Origin of the sequence: Clostridium mediterraneense, from assembly GCF_900091705.1 — a bacterium.
GTDB classification, from domain to species: domain Bacteria; phylum Bacillota; class Clostridia; order Clostridiales; family Clostridiaceae; genus Sarcina; species Sarcina mediterraneense.
Genome location: NZ_LT594785.1, coordinates 918,753 through 938,321, shown reverse-complemented (window position 1 = coordinate 938,321; position 19,569 = coordinate 918,753). Strand labels below are relative to the sequence as shown.

20 protein-coding genes are annotated in these 19,569 nt (G+C 25.3%); all 20 read right to left on the bottom strand.

Annotation, left to right across the window (positions count from 1 at the left end; all coding sequences use genetic code 11):
* Positions 1-25: 25 nt before the first annotated feature.
* Positions 26-1,777, bottom strand: coding sequence for a DUF2326 domain-containing protein (locus BN8917_RS06515; RefSeq protein ID WP_066872181.1), 1,752 nt, complete (start codon positions 1,775-1,777; stop codon positions 26-28).
* Positions 1,774-2,019: a hypothetical protein gene (locus BN8917_RS06510; RefSeq protein ID WP_084748517.1), complete on the bottom strand. Its 246-nt coding sequence runs from the start codon at positions 2,017-2,019 to the stop codon at positions 1,774-1,776. The genes BN8917_RS06515 and BN8917_RS06510 overlap by 4 nt, the downstream gene beginning before the upstream one ends.
* Positions 2,020-2,074: 55 nt before the next feature.
* Positions 2,075-3,520 carry a metallophosphoesterase family protein gene (locus BN8917_RS06505; protein ID WP_066872177.1) on the bottom strand — a complete coding sequence of 482 codons (1,446 nt, stop codon included), beginning with the start codon at positions 3,518-3,520 and terminating at the stop codon, positions 2,075-2,077.
* Between the two features lie 488 nt (positions 3,521-4,008).
* Positions 4,009-5,328: a hypothetical protein gene (locus BN8917_RS06500; RefSeq protein ID WP_066872173.1), complete on the bottom strand. Its 1,320-nt coding sequence runs from the start codon at positions 5,326-5,328 to the stop codon at positions 4,009-4,011.
* A gap of 11 nt (positions 5,329-5,339) precedes the next feature.
* Complete coding sequence (locus BN8917_RS06495) at positions 5,340-6,038, bottom strand: hypothetical protein (protein WP_066872170.1); 699 nt, start codon at positions 6,036-6,038, stop codon at positions 5,340-5,342.
* Between the two features lie 107 nt (positions 6,039-6,145).
* On the bottom strand, positions 6,146-7,573 hold the full coding sequence (locus BN8917_RS06490; protein WP_066872168.1) for a carbon-nitrogen hydrolase family protein: 1,428 nt from the start codon (positions 7,571-7,573) through the stop codon (positions 6,146-6,148).
* Between the two features lie 35 nt (positions 7,574-7,608).
* Positions 7,609-7,860 (bottom strand): hypothetical protein, encoded by a 252-nt coding sequence (locus tag BN8917_RS06485; protein ID WP_066872166.1) that lies wholly within the window; start codon positions 7,858-7,860, stop codon positions 7,609-7,611.
* A gap of 69 nt (positions 7,861-7,929) precedes the next feature.
* Positions 7,930-8,085 (bottom strand): hypothetical protein, encoded by a 156-nt coding sequence (locus BN8917_RS14560; RefSeq protein WP_207644763.1) that lies wholly within the window; start codon positions 8,083-8,085, stop codon positions 7,930-7,932.
* Between the two features lie 81 nt (positions 8,086-8,166).
* A complete protein-coding gene (locus BN8917_RS06480; protein ID WP_066872164.1) occupies positions 8,167-8,817 on the bottom strand; it encodes a hypothetical protein in 651 nt (216 codons plus the stop codon).
* A gap of 27 nt (positions 8,818-8,844) precedes the next feature.
* Positions 8,845-9,324 carry a hypothetical protein gene (locus tag BN8917_RS06475; RefSeq protein ID WP_066872162.1) on the bottom strand — a complete coding sequence of 160 codons (480 nt, stop codon included), beginning with the start codon at positions 9,322-9,324 and terminating at the stop codon, positions 8,845-8,847.
* 177 nt (positions 9,325-9,501) lie between these two features.
* On the bottom strand, positions 9,502-9,654 hold the full coding sequence (locus BN8917_RS14355; RefSeq protein ID WP_159426731.1) for a hypothetical protein: 153 nt from the start codon (positions 9,652-9,654) through the stop codon (positions 9,502-9,504).
* A 56-nt stretch (positions 9,655-9,710) separates the two neighbouring features.
* On the bottom strand, positions 9,711-10,166 hold the full coding sequence (locus BN8917_RS06470; protein ID WP_066872159.1) for a hypothetical protein: 456 nt from the start codon (positions 10,164-10,166) through the stop codon (positions 9,711-9,713).
* Positions 10,167-10,191: 25 nt separating this feature from the next.
* Positions 10,192-11,958 (bottom strand): single-stranded-DNA-specific exonuclease RecJ, encoded by a 1,767-nt coding sequence (recJ, locus tag BN8917_RS06465; protein ID WP_066872156.1) that lies wholly within the window; start codon positions 11,956-11,958, stop codon positions 10,192-10,194.
* Positions 11,959-12,003: 45 nt separating this feature from the next.
* Positions 12,004-12,534, bottom strand: a complete 531-nt coding sequence (locus BN8917_RS06460; protein ID WP_066872152.1) for a hypothetical protein — start codon at positions 12,532-12,534, stop codon at positions 12,004-12,006.
* The gene (locus BN8917_RS06455; RefSeq protein ID WP_066872149.1) at positions 12,525-14,327 is read right to left on the bottom strand and encodes a hypothetical protein; all 1,803 of its coding nucleotides are present in this window, start codon (positions 14,325-14,327) and stop codon (positions 12,525-12,527) included. The genes BN8917_RS06460 and BN8917_RS06455 overlap by 10 nt, the downstream gene beginning before the upstream one ends.
* Entirely contained in the window at positions 14,314-16,497 is a 2,184-nt protein-coding gene (locus BN8917_RS06450) for a tyrosine-type recombinase/integrase (RefSeq protein ID WP_066872146.1), read from the bottom strand. Before BN8917_RS06450 ends, BN8917_RS06455 begins: the two co-directional genes overlap by 14 nt.
* Positions 16,487-16,840 (bottom strand): tyrosine-type recombinase/integrase, encoded by a 354-nt coding sequence (locus BN8917_RS06445; protein ID WP_066872143.1) that lies wholly within the window; start codon positions 16,838-16,840, stop codon positions 16,487-16,489. Before BN8917_RS06445 ends, BN8917_RS06450 begins: the two co-directional genes overlap by 11 nt.
* Positions 16,815-17,825: a tyrosine-type recombinase/integrase gene (locus BN8917_RS06440; protein WP_066872140.1), complete on the bottom strand. Its 1,011-nt coding sequence runs from the start codon at positions 17,823-17,825 to the stop codon at positions 16,815-16,817. Before BN8917_RS06440 ends, BN8917_RS06445 begins: the two co-directional genes overlap by 26 nt.
* A gap of 132 nt (positions 17,826-17,957) precedes the next feature.
* Positions 17,958-18,233: a hypothetical protein gene (locus tag BN8917_RS06435; RefSeq protein WP_066872137.1), complete on the bottom strand. Its 276-nt coding sequence runs from the start codon at positions 18,231-18,233 to the stop codon at positions 17,958-17,960.
* Between the two features lie 13 nt (positions 18,234-18,246).
* Positions 18,247-19,461: a M16 family metallopeptidase gene (locus tag BN8917_RS06430; RefSeq protein WP_066872133.1), complete on the bottom strand. Its 1,215-nt coding sequence runs from the start codon at positions 19,459-19,461 to the stop codon at positions 18,247-18,249.
* Positions 19,462-19,569: the final 108 nt, after the last annotated feature.

Here is a 19,569-nt window from a genome sequence, read left to right as displayed (position 1 = left end):
ATGCTCTTATTAATATTATTTAACATTAATCTACATACCTCATTCCCATAAACCTATCTTCATCATTATCTTTACCCAAGAATGCTACTACTTTCTTTTCATCTATTAACTTCTCAATATCATTTCTATTTAACTCATCTCTATTTAACGTAATAAAATATTGTCCTCTTTTATTAGTACTCATGATATCATCTATGTATTGAATTAAATTATACTTTGCACATTTATCATCTGGCTTTACATATGATCCATCATGTATTAATAAAACTAAATCTTTTTTTTGTTTAATTCTTTCAACTAACCAACATATATCAAACATATTAATTTTCATATAACTTCTACCATGAGAATTTTCATCTATTATACTACATTGAATTTTAATTCTTCCCGTTGTATCTCTTTTGTTAGTTCCACTAATGAATTCAAATTGTAAAATTCCATCTTCCCCATATGTTTTCTTAACTATTTTATTAAATTCATTTTCACTATTATCAACTTTTTCTTTGAAAGTTTTAAATAATTCATTATAACTATAAGTTTCTTTAATTATTTTTTCTTTTAAATTATTTATTTCTTCAACCAACGTTTCTCTCATAGAATATTGTTCTATTTTATATCTTAAATCTGATAACTCCTGATTTTTTTCATTAATTTTATCTAGTATTATGTTAATGTCTTCCACAATAGATGTGCTTTTTAATGCTGATGTTCTCTTCTCTATTTTCTGTTCTAATTCAATTTTTCGTTTCTCCAATTCACCTAACAACCCATTTATTTCCATTATCTTCTCATTAAAATATCTTCCTCTACTATTAACCATAAATTCATAATAGTTTGTAATTTCATCTTTATTTCTTTTTATCTTATCAGGAAAATATCCAATCATTTGATTATAGAAGTTTTCAACATCATCAAGTTCTCTAATTTTATCAACATTTTCTTTAAGATCTTCTATTGTTACTTGATATTGCTCAACCATATTATTTAATTTTATTATACTTTCGTTTGTTTTATTTAATTCTAATTTTACTTTTCTATATTCCTCTTTTTCTAATTCTAAATTATCCTTAACATTAACTGATGTTGCAATATCTTTGAATTTCTTTACTTCATCAGATATTTGCTTTTCTTTTATTCTTATTTCTGTTATATCGTCACTCATGGATTCTATAAGTTTTAATTTCTTTTCCTTCTCATCTTGATCACTTTTCAATTTGTTTATCTCATTTTCAGCGGTAAAGTTAATTCCGAACAAAAAGGATAATATTTCAAATGCTTTAGTTGCATTTCTTCTTAACAGAGTTATATTGGCAAACCCTTCCTTCTCATCCCTAATAATATATTCTCTTATAGATGCAAAACTTGGTGAATCACTTGGTTCATCTTTAAGGAATAATATTTCCACTTCACTTTTATACTCTTTATCTTTATAAGATTTCCAATTATCTAAGTTAAAAGTTATTCCTCCTCCTATTTTTATAAACCCATTATTTTTTTCTTTTATCCTTCTACCTAGATATATATTATCTTTTTCTTTTTGTATAGTTAAAATAAACATAATATCTAAATCATTCAATTTTTTTCTATTTTGAAAATCCTTAGGGATTTTACTTCCTAATAAGTAACTCATACTTTGTACCATAGAGGATTTTCCTGCACCATTACCCTTTTCACTTTTACTCCCTAAAATTATATTTAATCCATACTCATTAAAATCATATTCTTTAAGTACTTTTTCATCTCTTAAAGAATATATTTTAAAATTTTTTAAAATCATCCTATCCTCCTTACAAGGTTATCACTTAAATCTGTCAATCCTATCGAGAAAAGAAAAGTCATTGCTAAAAATAATAATCTTTCTAAATTTAGACTTAACTCTATTTCATTTATCTTAGAATACCTCTCAAATAATTTATCTACACTTATGGGTCTTTCAATTAATTTATATAATTTCATTGCAATATAAGGTATATTTTCATCCACAGATTGATATTTATTTATACTAAAACAATCTATCAAGCAACTAACCTCCTCTCTATTAATAAAACAATATATTCCCATTGGGTTATAAATTCTACTTTCTATCATTGTATATAGTACATTTATCAATACTCCAATAAATTATAGTTCTGAAATATTGCTCTAACTCTAATCTAGGAATACTAATCATTTCTTCATATTCATCACATAATATATCAATCATTTTATCTATTATTTCATCTCCATTTTCGCAAATTGAAAATGCTTTTCTATATACACTACGAATAACCCCTGGAATTACTGTCTTTTTATCATAAGAAATATATGATGGATCTTTAAAAATATTATTTATTACACCAAAGTATTCAACATTATTATCAAACTCCATTTGAAAATCTAAAGTACACCTCATTTTCTCAAATTTTTCTTCTACATCAACTGCCTTGGTATTTTCACCTTCTTCATTATACTCTTGTATGTTTTTACAAAAATCCAATAAAAACTTTTGAAACTTACTTCCTACTACATTAACTTTTAGTATGTCATCTATTCTCTTATCTATAGAATTAGGGATCTCAATAATTCCTTTTTCCTTAATTTCAACTAATCTATCCAAATCAAAATTTATTCCATCGCCATCAATCATCTTCCTAGATATATTATTACTTTCACACCATTTATTTAAATCTTTATCCCAACAATAATATTTAATATTACATTTATAAGATTCTAAATTTATTTCTCCAATAATAAATGATGGATCAGCATAATCATCAACCATACCAGCACCACATACAAAAGAATGAATACTTCTGCATTGATCACTATATATTTTATATTTAGATTTGTGCATATGTCCACAAAGATATAAGTCAATTCCGTAATCATCAAACATTTGAATTATTTTCTCACGCTCGCTCTCATCAAAGCATTCAATACTATGATGTCCTATCGCTATTTTAGGCTTATTTGATTCTTTGATACTTCTTAACACCTTAAATAATTTATCTAAATTAATACTTAAAGTCCCCTCCTCATTCTCTAGACCTGAAATGAGACATGTATTCAGACTCACTATAATACAATCATCAAACTCACTAATAAAATGTAATTCATTCCATTTTTCTTTTTTCCCTAGCAATTTCTCATAAAACTCAAAAAAACTTTTGTAATCATTAATCAAAAAATCTTGTATTTCTTGAGCACATTTAGAAACAATTTCTGATACCTTTTCTTCTGAGTTTAATAATCCCTTTATGGTATTTGTTCTTAGTGTCCCCCTTGGGAAATCATGGTTTCCCGGAACTATAATCACATTCTTTTTATCTACTCCAGTAAAATTCATGATTTCTTCTATAAACACACTTATTTCACTAAAATTATTTTTAAATTGATACAATAGATCTCCCGTAATAAATATATATTTTATTTCTGTTAATTCTTTTATTTTATCAAGAAGTCTATCTCTAGCCCACTGACTATAATAACCCTCAAAACAATAATGCAAATCTGATAAATGCAACCATTTTAATTTACTCAATTTATCCCCCTACTCACTCTCTATATAATTAACATAATTATAATATTCATAAAAATAGTAAGTATATATCTATACCTACTTAAATTATATAACCAAAACCTTTTTTTAGCAATTTACCCATAAATATTCTATTCTTAAATTTCAATATGCTCATTTATTTAAAAATAGATTTCTTCTATTTTTTACAACTGATTTCTACTTAATAAAATAATTCTATTGCAATATAATCCTCAATTATATTTTTTCACTCCATCTATAATTATTTTATATAACATATTGTATTTGTTACAAAGATATTCTTTGACATCCATTTCTTATTTTATGTATATAGAATTGATTAAATCGGTAGAGTATGATTAGTTGGTCTATTGAGAATAGTATATTGCAAAATTTTTCAAATATTTTAGAGAGAAGAAAAAAAATGATAGGCATTCTTTACTTACATAGAATTTCCTATCATTCTTTAATCTTATCAATATTAATTACTTTTAAATAGATTCAAATTTTAATTTAAATATTTTTTTTAAACCTTCATTCTCTATTTTATCGAAAATTGTATCATATCTTTCTTTTTTTATTTTACATTTTATACATTCTATAATATAAGATTCATTTAAAAAACCATTTTCATTTAAGTATGTCATTAGTACATCAAGTTCTTCTGTATTTTTGATAATAATTCTATTGAATTCTTTACTTAAAGTATTCAATACGCCTATAAAATCCATCACAAAAAATTCTTTATACAACATCGAATCTAATTCAAATACATCTATTTTTAATCTTACATACTCATCTATACTATTACATTTCTTTAAAAAATAATCTGCAAATAAATTTTGAATATTTCTTAATAAATCCGGATAATTAAATTCTTTTAAAATATTTAATGAAAGTTCCGAGTATCTCATGAACATTTTTTCATGTTTGTTTGTATTCATAATAATATTTAAAAAATTACAATAAAATTTACATATTTCATATTTATCATTAGAATGTTCAATATACTGCTCTGCTATTTCAATATTTTTTATAGCACTATCAATATCGCCTAAAACCTTATAGCATAATGATAAATTCTCGTAATTTCTTCCAATGTGAATATTCAGGTTTTCTTCTTTATTGCCAATTAGTAATTCACTCATAATTCCTATATTTTCTTCATGAATTTTAATAGCCAAATCTATATCTTTTTTATATTTTCTGGTGTAAATCGCATTTAAATTTCTTATTTCAAATCCCAATTCATCCTTTTCCTCATAAGTAGTAAGAATTATTTCTATTTTTTGTTTATCAATTTTAGGATTATAACCTATAATTACGTCGGAAAAAGCCAATAAATACTCTATCCATCGTCTATTTTTTAAATTTATTTGCACATTGTCAAATTTACCCAAAAAACTTTTAAGTTCATTCTTCATTCCCCAATAAACCATTTTTTTGGCTACTTTCAAAATATTCTCTATTGCTAAATCATATTTCTCCAATTCATAGTATGCACTTGATAATTGTAAATACAAAAGTAAGTTATCAATTATTGAGTTTAAATTAAATCTCCTCTCATCATTAATCATTGTCAAATAGTAATTATTTATAATATCATTAAGAAAATCTTCCTTTTCATCTTTTTTTATTTTTATATACATTTCTTCTGAGTTACTTAATTCGTATAGATATTTTCGTTTAATTACAATACCATCTTGTTCAAGTTTCTTAAATTCAGAACCAGATCCTATTTTTTCTTTGAAAAACTCCTCTGAAAACCCCATCCATAATAAACTTAAAAATTTAATTTGTTCATTCTCCATGTGCTCACATCCTATGCTGCTAATTCGCCTTCGCTATAAACTTCATAATCACAACATTCTTCATATGAATTACCTAATCCATAATCTAAACTTTCATCAATCTTTTCTATTTTATTTTCTGATTTCATAACATTTACTGATTCAATATTTAACTGTAACAAATTAATAACTCTATCTACATCTTTTTGTAAATGCTTATTACCTAAAAATTCTTTTCCTAAACTAGTTAAATAATAGTATTTAGTTCTACCAATTTTATTTGATTCAAATATTTTTGATTCTACTATCAATTCTTTTTTAAAAAAATTACTTAAATTAGTTGTGCTCATTTCTATATGTTCTGCAATTTCTTTATGAGATGCAAATTTAACACTATTCAAATAAGCCATTATCTTTATTGCTCTAGCATCTTGGGCTAAGATTTGTTCTATCTTTAAATTACTCTCTTCACTCCTCATTAATCTTCTTGCTATATTCTCGTATGCATAAATATATCCTAAATAATAATTTGCATCTTTTTTTACATTACATTCTATTTCTATATCTTCTCTTGCATCTGCGGAATAAAAACATAATTCTTTAAGATCTTCAAAATTCTTCTCCATTAAATTTATAGTAATCATTTTTGCGAATTTTTTACTTAATTTAGAAATTTCTTTCAAACAATTATTTCTATATGCATTTTTAATTTGTTTTATCAAATTTTCCATATAACCAACCTCCTTTTATTATTAGTATTATCATTTTTTAAAGTTTAAAACTAATAAATATAAAATACTTCATTATTACTTCACTAATAGTTCATTTATATATTATATTATAGTATTATCTCTTCTGTGACACAAGCATTATTACTAAATTTAACAATTTTAGCACAAATTTTATTTATACATTCTCTTGTACAATCACTACATTCATTCCTTCTCTTATACATTAGTTCAGACGAATTAATAGGCATTGCCTTATCATCCAACTTTATTGGAACATATATAAATCCTATATTTTCGTTACTTCTAAAAATACAAGTATTACTAATAAAAACAGTAGCCTTATTTTTAGTTCCTAATTGTTTTGCATTCAAATCAAATTTAGTCAAACTGCCTGTGCAAACTGGATTTAACGCGACATTAACCCCTCCAACTGCTAATTTATTATAATATTCCTCATTAACAAAATCTACACATATCGGAGTTGCAACTCTTCCAAATTTATTTATATCAATAATATTTATAATTGCATCTTCTCCATTCATATTTATTCCTTCTCCATTTCCTTTAATTTTCATTTTTGGGTCTGGTCTATGAAGAAATGGATAAACTTTCACTTGCTCTAACAACACCTGTCCCTTATTATTTAAAATATAACACTTATTAGTTTTATTTTCCCAAACACTTCCTGATACAATTAACTCAAAAGGGTTTTTATTTTTTCTTAGATATTTTTGAAGTTCTCTTTTAATCTCTAAAGTAAAAGTCATTTCTGGAAAAATAACTACATTTACTCCTCTTTTACTTAATTCATCCATTATATCTTTAATATGAGTAAAATTTTCTTTATTATTTTTAATATTTATTGTGAATTTTATTCCTTCTTCTTTAATATTTAAATAGTCCTTACTTCCAACAAACGGAACTAACGCAACAGTTATTGAATTTTCTAATTTTGCTATACGATCTAATGTAATTTCAGAAGTTAATCTATTATATTGTATTCTTGTTTCAGTTTCTAACTCCCTCATTATTATTAACTTATCAATAAAACTATCTATAGAGTAACTAATCTCATCATCTGACCTTGGGAAATTGCATTTAGATAAAAATCTTGTAAATATACTCTCTTCCCCCTTATAATATACCTTCCCTATATTCACAGTTTCTTCACTATTAAGCATTTCACATTGAACTACTAATTCGCCATCCGTTTCATCCTCATAGTCTAATTTATAAGCATCTTCATAATTACCAAAAGTATTATTAATCGCTGTTACTAATGCAAATTCATATAATTCTCCATCAACATCCTTCATTTCACTGATTTTATCAATTAAATTCTGTCTATTCTCCTCAAATAATTTATGACAATCATTCTCTTGAAAAAAGCACATAAATTCTCTTACTATGATTTCAAAATTATTTTGTCTTCTTTCAAAAATACTCATAATTCTTCTATTTTTTATAATTATATTATTATAAAATATCAGCAATACATCAAATATATTTTTATATTTATTTGTGGCACTTTCCATATCTAACATTCCTTTTCTAGACTATATTTATATTATCAAATCTTTTTATACCTTATTTCACACAAATATATTATAACCAAGGTTATATCTCTATTGCTTATATAACCTTTTTCTTCTGTATCTAAATTAAACTTTAATAAATAGCAAAATTGCTCATCCATTCTATCTATAATAGCAATATGTTCGTAGTATCTCTGTAGAAAAGTATCTTTATTATAATAATTATTATAAGTTACTACTTCTGCCCACTCCTTTGTAATCTCTTTACATGCCGTATACCTATTCAAAATTCCTCTAATTACAATTTTCTCTCTTACTACTATTTTTCCATCTGTAAAACTGATCCCTTGTACTATCTATTCTTTATTCCATCCTAAATTAGTTATAGCAGGAAGTATATATTTAGTGATGATACTTGTCTCACTTAAACTCTTCTTATTCACTTTATCCCCCCCAATTAAGATTAAAAACACCATAATATTTAAACTATCTATTCTAATTAAATTATACATTATAATTCACAAAAAAGTTATTCTAATCATTAATTATTAATAATTTAAAGGTTGCTAAACTAAATTAGCAACCTTTAAATTTTATTTTCTTATTTTCAAATTATATTTATACTTAAACTCCTGTACTGAATGATTTGCTGTTATGCCTCTTACATTTAATATCTCTAAGAACTTGTCCTCATACTTAGTAGAAAATTCAATAGTTGCTCCCATCGCATCTATTTCTTCCTCTCTTTTTTCCCATTTGGTAAAAAATCGTTTTAACCAATTTTTACTTAACCTTTTTTCTTTATCCTGTATAGCATGAGTTAATTCATGAATTAACATATTTATAATCATATACTTAATCCATTGTTCTCTATAATATTTTAATATATCTTTAGTTATAAACTCCTTATACTCCTCATATCCTTTAGATTTTTCTATATTATTTAGGCATAAATCTATTAGTTTATACATATTCTCACATAATATATATACTTCCTTACTCTGAATGTTATAATATCCATCAATACATGTCCTTAAAAACTTATTTACTATAAAAAGAATACACTCTGCAATAAAAGTAAGTATTTTAAATCTTTTTAATAAATATCTTAAATATTCTATATTGCTCCCAAAAATATTTATATAAATATCTAGTTCTTTATATTTTTCAGGTAATAATTCTAAGCATTCCATTAATTCTTTATCAGATATAATGGATGTATAATTTCTTAATTTCAGTCTCAATAGTCCACACTCCACATTTAAAATTTATTATTTAATAATCTTATAAATATTAATATTCAATAAATCAAAAACTCTTTCCTCAATTGAAATATCTACTTTTATAGCATATTTATTATCTAACTCTTCTTTAACCTTAATCCCCTGTAATACCGATTCATATTCATAACCTATTTTATTTACTGTTAATACCTTCAAGTTCATAAGCCTTTTAAAGTACTCTATCAGGTATTCTAGTGACTTTTCTTCTAAAACATCTTCTAAATCTTTTATCATTTCATCTGAATCTTTAATTATATGTGCTACCCCTACTATTGTATATTCTACATTACTTTTAAAATACCTAAGAATTTCTTTATCTAATTTTCTTAATGTAGTTATTATAGTTCCTTCTCCTGTTTCTATTACTTCTAACTCACCTTCATTAAGCATTTCTTTAATAATACCTTCTATAAATTCTCTATCAACTTCCTCAAACGCCCTAATGAGTTCTTTAATTTTGTTATTCATGCTTATCTCCTCCTAATCATAATCTGTAGTTTCTACTTAAGTGTAACGTGGTCTTTCGCTTAAGTCAGCGCCCTTTTTGCACTCTTGCACAAAAAAGTAAAATCCAGTAAAATTCAAAATAATTTTACTGGATTTCTTTATTATTATTAATCAAACTATAAATTTAATCTATCTTAACTATATATTGTTTTCTTTATTCAACTTCCTTATAACTTCTTCAATCGTCATACCTTTACCATTCATTCTTTCTTTTTCTGCTAAAAGTATTCGTTCTTTTAATTTAAGAATATCTTCTCTTTCTTTAGCGTCATTTTCTAAATAACCGCCCATATTTACCCTCCATTTCCCACAAATCAAAATACTACGTACCATCAACATAACCATTATTAAATCCATTCAACTATAGCATCAGTTGCGTCTTCATCTTCTGTTGGATCTAAAATAACTTTCTCCCCATTAGGTAATATTTTAACAACATCATATTTTCTTATATTTCCATCATAAATAACCAATACAATGCCTGTAAACATGTTAAAGCATCCTGCCGCTCCTAATATATATTCTTCTACTTGTTTAAAATCATTTAATTCTCTTATAAACCATTCTCCTGAATGATTGCAATAAGTAAATATAAGTGGTCCTTTATAATACAGTTCTACATTTTCAAATTTTACATCTTTGTTATCTTTTCTTATAATAGTATAAAATCCACTTATCTCTAATGGCTTTTTACTGTCAATCGTATAATTTTGTAGCATATCTTTTAAAACATATTGTTGTAAAGATTCTTCTTCAGTTGATTTAACAATACTATTAAATAATTCTAAAGTTGTTGTTTGCATCAAATACAATCCCCTCTTGAATAAATTATTGTGAAACCCTATAATTACTTATAACTAATTGAACTTTTTTATTTCCCATATATTCATTAATCTCAGGAAAACAAATTATATCTAAATATACGTGATTAGGTTTTCCATTAAGAACTAAACTATATTCATATTCTCCAACTTCCCACTTCATAGTTTCTTCAAATCCTTCAATATCCCCAAAATATATTCCTTCAATAATCAAATCTCCATCACTTAACTTGAGTTTAAGCACATTCCTATTTTTACCTAGTATCTTTGCATCTAATAATTTTAACTTTTTCATTCCAAAAGTAGGTTTTGGATTTGCTTTTCCATATGGTTCTAATAATGATATTTGATCTATTAACTTATAATTTATTTTATTTAATGATAATCCCATATCTATTTGTACTTTCACCATAATGTCTTCTTCTGTTAATGTAGTAACCTCATTTAATCTTTCCCTAAAAGCATCTATATTCTCAATCGGTATTGACATACCTGCAGCCATAGGATGCCCTCCAAACTTACCTAATAGGTCCTTACACTTTAATAACTCTTCAAACATGTTATATTCCTCTATTGATCTTCCAGATCCTTTAGCGCCATCATGAGCCTTTGTAAGGATAATTGTAGGTAGATTATACTTTTCTCTTATCCTTCCTGCTATTATTCCTGCTATACTTTCATGAATATCATCTAAATATACTACTATGACTTTATTATCTTGCATTTTATTTTCTTCGATTATATGAATAGCCTTATCTACACCTTCTTTAGTTAAATCTTGTCTTTCCTTATTTAAATCATTTAATTTACATGCTAATTCTTTTGCTCTATTAACATCATTACTTAATAATAGTTCTAATGCCCAAAACGCTTGTTCAAGACGTCCTGAGGCATTTATACTTGGTCCTATAACAAATCCCAGAGTATATACAGTAATTGTCTTATCCTTTATACCAGTCTCTTCATATAATGCATTTAATCCTACATTATCTGTATTATTTAACAACTTCAAACCTTTTGTAACTATTATTCTATTTTCATCAACTAAATCTACAACATCACAAACCGTTGCTATTGCAACATATTGTAGCAAATCAATTGCTTCATCTCTGCTAATATTATTAAGTTTATATAATTCTTCTATAAATTTATAGGCTACACCTGCACCACATAATCCTTTGAACTCATATTCACAATCATCTTGTTTAGGATTGATAACTGCTAATGCATCTGGTGTTACATATCTTCTTTCTCCATTTTCTTCAACAAAGGGTATATCATGGTGATCTGTTATTATAACTTCTATCCCTAATTCATTTGCCAACTTAACTTGGTCTATTGCTGCAATACCATTATCACAAGTAATTATAATATCTATTTTTTCATCATAAGCCTTACGAATAATACTCTCATTAATTCCATAGCCTTCTTTTATCCTATCTGGAATATGATATGAAACATTAGCCCCACATCTACTTAATGCCTTATACAACATGAATGAACTCATGACTCCGTCCACGTCATAATCACCTACAATTAATATTTTGTTTTTTTCTTTGATGTGGTAATTTATTCTTAGAACTGCTTTCATTAAATCCTTCATTTTAGAGGCTTCATGTAAATCACTAATATCTGCCTTTAAAAACTTTCTTATATCTTCTGGCTTATATACTCCCCTATTAACCAATAATTTTGCTACAACTTCATCTATACTACATTGTTCTGATATAACCTTATAATTACTTTTTATATTCTTTACCATCCATTTTTCCATATCCATCCTCCCCATTAATCTAATCTTTATTGTATACTTTACTTTTTAATTTTTTTCTGGAAAGTTTACAACATTATTTCTATTATTCATTTTATATTTTTTATTTTCTTTATTAAGTATATCTATTCTTTTCTCTAATTGTTTATTTATATCTAATAATTTCCTTATATCATTATCTTTTGCTTCAATTTTATCCATTAACTTTTGCTCTCTAACATCTCTAATACTAGCCTTGTATAACTTTTCATTTAACTCTGATATATTATCCTTTATTTCTTTATATTTATTTAATAAATTTATTTTCTCTAATTCCTCAATTCTGATATCCATATACTTTTCAAGTAAAGGCTTATTATTATAATATGTTTGTCTAGCAATCTTAATTTCATTTACTATTTTGCTCTTAGTTAATTTTAACTCAATATATTCATTATTTAAAAATAATAATTTATTTTCTACTTCTGATATATATTTTTCAATATCTATTAAATATTTTTTCACATTTTCCTTAACTTCATCTAATTTTACTGAATAATTATTTAATAAAACCTCATTAACCTTTTCTTCTATAAGCATTTCTCAACCTCCATAATAATAGAGTCAACATTTAATATTAGATCTTCCAACTCTTTATACTCACTTAACATATACTCAATACCTTTTTGATTTATTTTATCCTTTAACTGATTTAACTCTGGAATTAATGTTTTGCTAATAAATTTAATCATTTTAGCCTTTTCTAACTCACCCTGATTAGTAAATTCATTTTCTAAGTTATACTCTATTATTTTTAGGAAATCTTTATATCTTTCATAAGATATGTCTACAAATAAAAAACTAGTAAAATAATTAGGACATTCTTCAAATGCACATGAAAATTCGTTATATTTGCATTTCTTACCAAATGCACTTTTTATACAAAATCCATATTTCTTTTCTCTTATAGGTACTTCATCAACTATTTCTTCAATTATTTCATCTAAGTTTTTCGCTACTTCAATATTTCCTTTTTCCAAAAACTCTTTTATTTTTCTTGTAAGTTCTTCACCATTTTCCCCTATAAGGGTGTATTCATCTTTTAATATCGCCTTTACAACTCTTTTAGCAAATGCTCTTTCCTCATCCTTTTCTCTTGCATAATACATAGTCATTTCTCCTGTTAAATGCTGCATATGTTTCATAATCCAATATATATTGACTCCTTGTTCAAAAAGTTCATTACAAACAGATACTCTAAATTGGCATATAGTTGGTATTGAAATAAAATCACTACTCCCATGACTTACCCAATCATTTTTTACCACAACTTCATTACTAGCATGTTTTAAGCGTACCAATTCATCTAAAGTGGTCATACCAATATCATCAAACTCTTTGTTGTATATACCCAGTTTATTTGCAAATCTTATATGAAATTTCTTTACCCAATTTTCTACTGTATTAGTTACAATGACTCCTCCTTTACCATTAGAAAATATATACTGACTTTTATTATCTTCCACCAATTTTACTAGCGTATCATATGCTTTTTCTGCTCTATCAGTCAAATAAGTATATACCCATCGCCCATCTTTATTAGCCGCTTTACCCTTCTCAGACTTAAATGTTCTATGATGTAAATATGCTACACTCTCATTAATGCCGTTAATAACCTTAGTGTTCTTTCTATCCTTTTCTAGATAAATTATATCCTTTTGCCTCATCCCTGTTTGTGTAATGAACAATACTAATGCTGATAAAAGTTTTTCTTCCTTTGTTAATGTATTATCCTCTAAATTTTTCATACTTAATTCAATTGTTCTTAAAAACACTTCTTTGGGAACTTTAGGCTTTTTATTATTTTTAATTTGACATTTCATAAGTTTTGTATCAGACTTTTCTAATAAATCATAATAAATAGAATAATCAACACGATACGAATTAGATATATATACCAATAATTTCTTTAAACTTCTTTTCCTTTTTACTCTTTCATTCTCTGTTTTTATATCTGAGTTAAGATATTCTATATATGCATCTAAATCTGATTTAGTTATCAAATCACAAGATACTATATTTCTATCTTCAAGAAATCTACTTATATTTCTATAAGTATCCATATCTTTTTTTATAGTTGCTACTCTTGAATTGCTAATTATCCTATCCATTAATATTATTTTACAAATTTTCTTAGTCTCTTCTCCAAACTTACTAAAATTACACTTTAAACAGGCTCCTGAATCTGTCTTGATATCTTGCAACTCCCATATATCATCCGATATCCTTATTTCTTGACTTTTATATTTAAACGTATAAACATCATAATTATCAATTATAAATTTTCTTTCTGGCATTCTTTGTAAGGTTAAATCTTCTTTATTCTTTCCCATTTTTTCCCCCCTCTTTATATGAAATTATTGCTCCTAGATATGCGACTAAAAGTCTCTTTATAATTACTAAATGTTCTTTCTCATGCATTATCTTTTCTTCCATTATATCTCTATCAATTTTTTTAATAGCATTTATAAAATATTTTTCTCTATCAATAGTAACCTTAAAATCTCGACATATTAAACATGCTATTCTATCAGTTTTATGAAATTCATTACCACAATATCCACATCCATCTAAAACTAGTCGTTGTTCATTCTTATTAATCTCATATTCATTAACTATTTGACCTAGAAGTTTTATATCCCCTATACATACCTTATACATAGCCTCTAAATATTCCTCTACATCATCATCAACATAGTTTAATGTAGTTTTTATATCCTTATGACCTGTTGCTACTATAGCCTTAAAAAAGTCCCCTTTTTCTCTATAATAACTTACTATCTTAGTCATAAAGGTATTTCTACAATTATTAGAAGTATATTTATGCTTATCAATACCATTATTAACTAAGATATCTTTAAATTTTCTATATACCTCATCCTCTGATATACATCCCATTGCATTTAGCCTGTTTTTTTCTTTTATAAATATTTTTTTAGCCATTTCATCATCACAATTGACTCTAATCTCATTAGTTATTTTTATAGCATATTTTATTAAATTAATAACATACTTTGAGGGATTAACTTCTATGACTCCCCCATTAGAAACCTTACTTTTACTGCTAACAGATGTAATATCCTTTCCTTCAATATAATATTCTCCATCTTTTATAGTATCCTTTATACAGTCTGTCTCTAAGGATAGTATAGAAGATCTCCTTAATGATGTATTTAATTGTAGATGTATTATTATCCCTATTAGTTTTTCATAAACAGTTCCATCTTCTATCATATTCTTTATAGTTACAAATATTTTATCTAATGCCGAATCATCTATTTTCTCTCTATTATTGTTTTTTACTTTTTGACAATATAGATATCTATCTATAAATGGAGATATGTTTATTCCTTTACCTATTATGAAATCAATAAAGGATCTAATCGCCATTTTATATCCATTTATAGTATTATGAGCCATCCCTTTTCCTTCGGCTTGATTTGTGAATTCTAATATATATTCACAAGAAAAATATCTTTCAATCTCATTAATAGATCTTATATTAATATTAGTATATTTGTTTTCAAGTTCATCACAAAATTCAATATATTTTATTATTTTATTGCTACTATCATTAATTGTTTTCAAAACTACTTGGCGTTTCCAACACCATTCCTTTACCAATTCCCTTAATTCAACTGATGCAATACGTGTAAAATCTATTGGAAAATATGTATTCTCATTCTCCAATGTTGCCTTTTCCCTAACATCATTATCTGCCACTATCCATTTATCATACTCCGAAACAGTGTCTATTGAATTTAAGAATACTACTCTATGCCCCTTTATATATAAATCAAAGAAATTATTTTTCATGAAATAATTTCTATCTATTCCTCTTTTTATATCAAAAAATTCTTTGGCATTTTGATCATAATTATTAATAACATATAAATAAAACCACCTCAAACAAGTAATCTGATGCCTATAGTCATTATTCTTAAAAAATTTAATTTGTCTATCTAATGTATCAATATTAAAATCTAATATACCTGTAATGTCATTATTAATTTCTCCTAAACTCTCCTCAAAATACTCTATAAACTTTATAATTCTACTTATAACAACCTTCTGTTCTCTTAAATACACTATAAATTTATGCATAATATCATTGATAACTTGATTTTTCATTTCAATGTAAATAAACTGATCCCCTTTTTTACCTACATTGCATGAGTATATATTCCTAGGATTAGATTCTAAAAAGTAATATTTTTTTATCGATACTTTGGTTGAATAGTTCCTCAATATCTCTATATTATTTTTTATAAAATCTGAATAATTATCTTTAATAACGTTACTTTTATATAAAAATTCAAAACTTTGCAATATATATTTTCCCATTCCTTTATTTTTATCAAGTATAATACATAGTTCTTTCCAATTTAAATCTTCTCTTTTGTAACTCTTAAAAATATCAACAATATTTCTAGCATATTTTTCATCAACATCATTGACCTCTAAAAATTCTTTTATTATAATTCCAACTTCATTAGTCAACATCTTCTATTTTTATCCCCCTATTATCCCATATATCTTCGTTTGCATCATATTCATCTTCATCATTAGGATTTATGTATATCATTACACTTGCTAGTGACGAATGTCTTAATATTCCCATTAAGTCCTGAACAGTATTTCCATTTTTAAGCGCCTTCATTGCACATCCATGCCTTAATCTATGATTTAACGACTTAGATTTTTTCTCTTTATCAATTTTAATATTACATTTTGAATATATATTCTTTAAATATTTATTCCAATTAGTCCTCCTTAATGGTCTAGCATACCTATTTATAAATAAGTAATAATTATCACCCTCATATAAATAAGTAATAATTATCACCCTCAAGAAATGTATTTCCTTCAACTTTATCAGCCTTACAATAATCCTTATAATTCTTTCTTTTTCTTTTATTCATTTTTTCATGATACATATAAATATATTGTTCTAATAAATCATGCAATCTACTATCAATTTTTATTATGTTAAACCCAAAATCTAAACTTAGATACTTCTCCCCTATATACTCATCTTTGTTTACAGGTTTATAAAGACATTTTGCATGTTGATCTTCACTATCACTTATTCTATTTCTTATTATAATGCAGTCATCTTTTATATCCTCTATTGTTAATCCTAGTGCTTCACCTATTCTTAATCCCTTTTGGTACATTAATCTAACCAATATTTCTTCTCTTATTCCATAATCTTTTTTAATACATTTTAATATCCTATCATATTGTTGTTCTGATATATATTTAGGTACTTTTTTGACTTTTATAATACGCTCACTTATTTTATAACAATCTCCTATTTTTTCAAAACTATTCCCCTCTGAACTCTTACTACTTTTAATTTTTTCATTTATATATTTGCAATCTACTCCAATATACTTAAAATATCCTCTATAAATACTTATGTATTTATTAATTGTTTTCGCTTTTCTCTTTTTAATCAAGTCAGTATCTATAACTACTCCCTTCTTAGATGTTCCATATAGAAACTTTTTCAATATGTTCATTTCATCTTTTTCTAAATTATTTATTTTGAAATCGTATACTTCCAAAAATGAATATAACTTGACTAAGGCAGTTGCTGTCAATGTTCTAGTATTAATCGAACTCTCTTTTAACTCGTTAATAATGTATTTATAAGCATCTCTTATAACCTTCCTATTAGAATCATATACCAATATATACTTTTCATTATTATAGTCTACTAGTTGAGATTCTACCTCTACTGTTCTTATAACATTTCTTTTCCCATCTGCTATAATACTAATCTCATATTTACTCTTACTTCCCTTGATTACTTCTTTTACATCCATAGTTACTCCTTATAAATAAAATAAGATTAAAATTAATTACTAAATTAACTTTAATCTTTAATATATTATTTATATAAATATAACGCGTTGCTTTATCTATAGCAACCTTTAATTAGACATAATTAAAGGTTACTATACGTCATAATCACCATAAATAGTTATTTTTTCTCCCTTTTCTATGGCATTTTTCATTCTAATAACAGCTTTTTTCATATCCTTCATATCTAAAGGATTTAAAAAATCTTCTATATCACCATTTAAAAATTTTTTTGCTTCTTCAACAGTTTCTATTTCTCTATTTAAAAGAATTTTTGCTGTTAACTCATCTATTGAAAGCTCAGTCATAAATTCTTTAACCTTATCTTTATTAGTTCCCTCTCTTTTTAAAAACCAATTCTCTTTTCTCATAATTCCTCCTTTATTATTGTAATATCATTAAGACCTTATCTTTAAATACCTTATCTATTAAAGCTTCTATATCATTTACAGTTATAATCTGATCAAACTTTAATTCTTCAAAAAGAATATTATATCTATTATACAATATTTCATAAATAGCAGTTCTATTAGCAGCAACTATAGCTCTTTCTATATCTAAAGATAACTTTAATTTATATCTTTTTATTAAAGTATTTATCATTTTTTGATCTAAAATCTTGGATATAGACTTAATCTTCTTTAATATATCATTGATACTATTTATTACAAGTTCTCTATTTTTCTTTGATGTATTTACTATAATCTTAAAAATTCTTATTCCTTTTTCCCATTTAACTTCACTATACACCTCATAAGCAAGACCTTTTTTAGTTCTTATTTCATCATATAAAAGCGAACTCACACCTTCCCCTAGAAACATATTAAATATTCTTAGTCTAGTTATTTCTTCTATACTTAGAGAGGATATATCAAAAGCTAACTGAATCTTACAAGTATCTCCTAAATTCTGATTCTTTATATAAGTACCATTTTTTATTTCTTTTCTATCAAAATCTAAATTATTAACTTCTTTCTTTTCTAATTCTCCAAAATTTTTATACACAATTTCTCTAACTTCTTCATAAGATAATGAACTTATCACAGATATAACAATATTTTCACTAACGTAGAATTTATTATAAAATTGCTTTATTTGCTCTAAAGTTATTTTAGATATACTTTCTTCCTTAGCTATTATAATTTCTGAAATTCTTTCTTTTGGAAAAGCATTTTCTAAAAGTAAATCCTCACAATATTGTTCTAAATCTTCCTTCCATTCTCTTGACTCTTCCTTTATAACGGAAATTTCTTCATTAAACCCTTCATGATTAAAGCTAGGATTTAAAACTATATTACTATATAAATCAAAGCCCTCTCTAAAATCTTCACTTAGACTAACTCCATAATAAATAACATAAGGAAAATTAGTCATAGCATTATTAAAAGCAAATAACTCATCTAATTTTCTATTTATCTCATCTTCATCATATCTATTTGTTCCTTTAAAAACCATATGCTCTAAGGCATGAGCAACTCCCCTATTTTTATCATTTTCTCTATTTGCCCCTGCCTCTAAAGCTATACAAAATGAGCTTGTTTCGCCCTCTCTATATTTATATAAAAATCTTACTCCATTCTGAAAAATTTCTTTCTTCAAAGCATTTCCTCCACACTACTAATATCTTGAATTAATTATACTACAAAATATAAAAATAAATTTTAATACAAAAAGAGATATAACCCTTAAGCTATATCTCTTTAAAAA

Excerpts from the sequence above, each read along its gene's own strand:
- BN8917_RS06515 (WP_066872181.1), bottom strand. The coding sequence starts at position 1,777 with ATGATTTTAAAAAATTTTAAAATATATTCTTTAAGAGATGAAAAAGTA.
- BN8917_RS06500 (WP_066872173.1), bottom strand. The coding sequence starts at position 5,328 with ATGGAGAATGAACAAATTAAATTTTTAAGTTTATTATGGATGGGGTTT.
- BN8917_RS06495 (WP_066872170.1), bottom strand. The coding sequence starts at position 6,038 with ATGGAAAATTTGATAAAACAAATTAAAAATGCATATAGAAATAATTGT.
- BN8917_RS06490 (WP_066872168.1), bottom strand. The coding sequence starts at position 7,573 with ATGGAAAGTGCCACAAATAAATATAAAAATATATTTGATGTATTGCTG.
- BN8917_RS14560 (WP_207644763.1), bottom strand. The coding sequence starts at position 8,085 with ATGTATAATTTAATTAGAATAGATAGTTTAAATATTATGGTGTTTTTA.
- BN8917_RS06475 (WP_066872162.1), bottom strand. The coding sequence starts at position 9,324 with ATGAATAACAAAATTAAAGAACTCATTAGGGCGTTTGAGGAAGTTGAT.
- BN8917_RS14355 (WP_159426731.1), bottom strand. The coding sequence starts at position 9,654 with ATGGGCGGTTATTTAGAAAATGACGCTAAAGAAAGAGAAGATATTCTT.
- BN8917_RS06470 (WP_066872159.1), bottom strand. The coding sequence starts at position 10,166 with ATGCAAACAACAACTTTAGAATTATTTAATAGTATTGTTAAATCAACT.
- recJ (WP_066872156.1), bottom strand. The coding sequence starts at position 11,958 with ATGGAAAAATGGATGGTAAAGAATATAAAAAGTAATTATAAGGTTATA.
- BN8917_RS06460 (WP_066872152.1), bottom strand. The coding sequence starts at position 12,534 with ATGCTTATAGAAGAAAAGGTTAATGAGGTTTTATTAAATAATTATTCA.
- BN8917_RS06455 (WP_066872149.1), bottom strand. The coding sequence starts at position 14,327 with ATGGGAAAGAATAAAGAAGATTTAACCTTACAAAGAATGCCAGAAAGA.
- BN8917_RS06450 (WP_066872146.1), bottom strand. The coding sequence starts at position 16,497 with ATGTTGACTAATGAAGTTGGAATTATAATAAAAGAATTTTTAGAGGTC.
- BN8917_RS06440 (WP_066872140.1), bottom strand. The coding sequence starts at position 17,825 with ATGGATGTAAAAGAAGTAATCAAGGGAAGTAAGAGTAAATATGAGATT.
- BN8917_RS06435 (WP_066872137.1), bottom strand. The coding sequence starts at position 18,233 with ATGAGAAAAGAGAATTGGTTTTTAAAAAGAGAGGGAACTAATAAAGAT.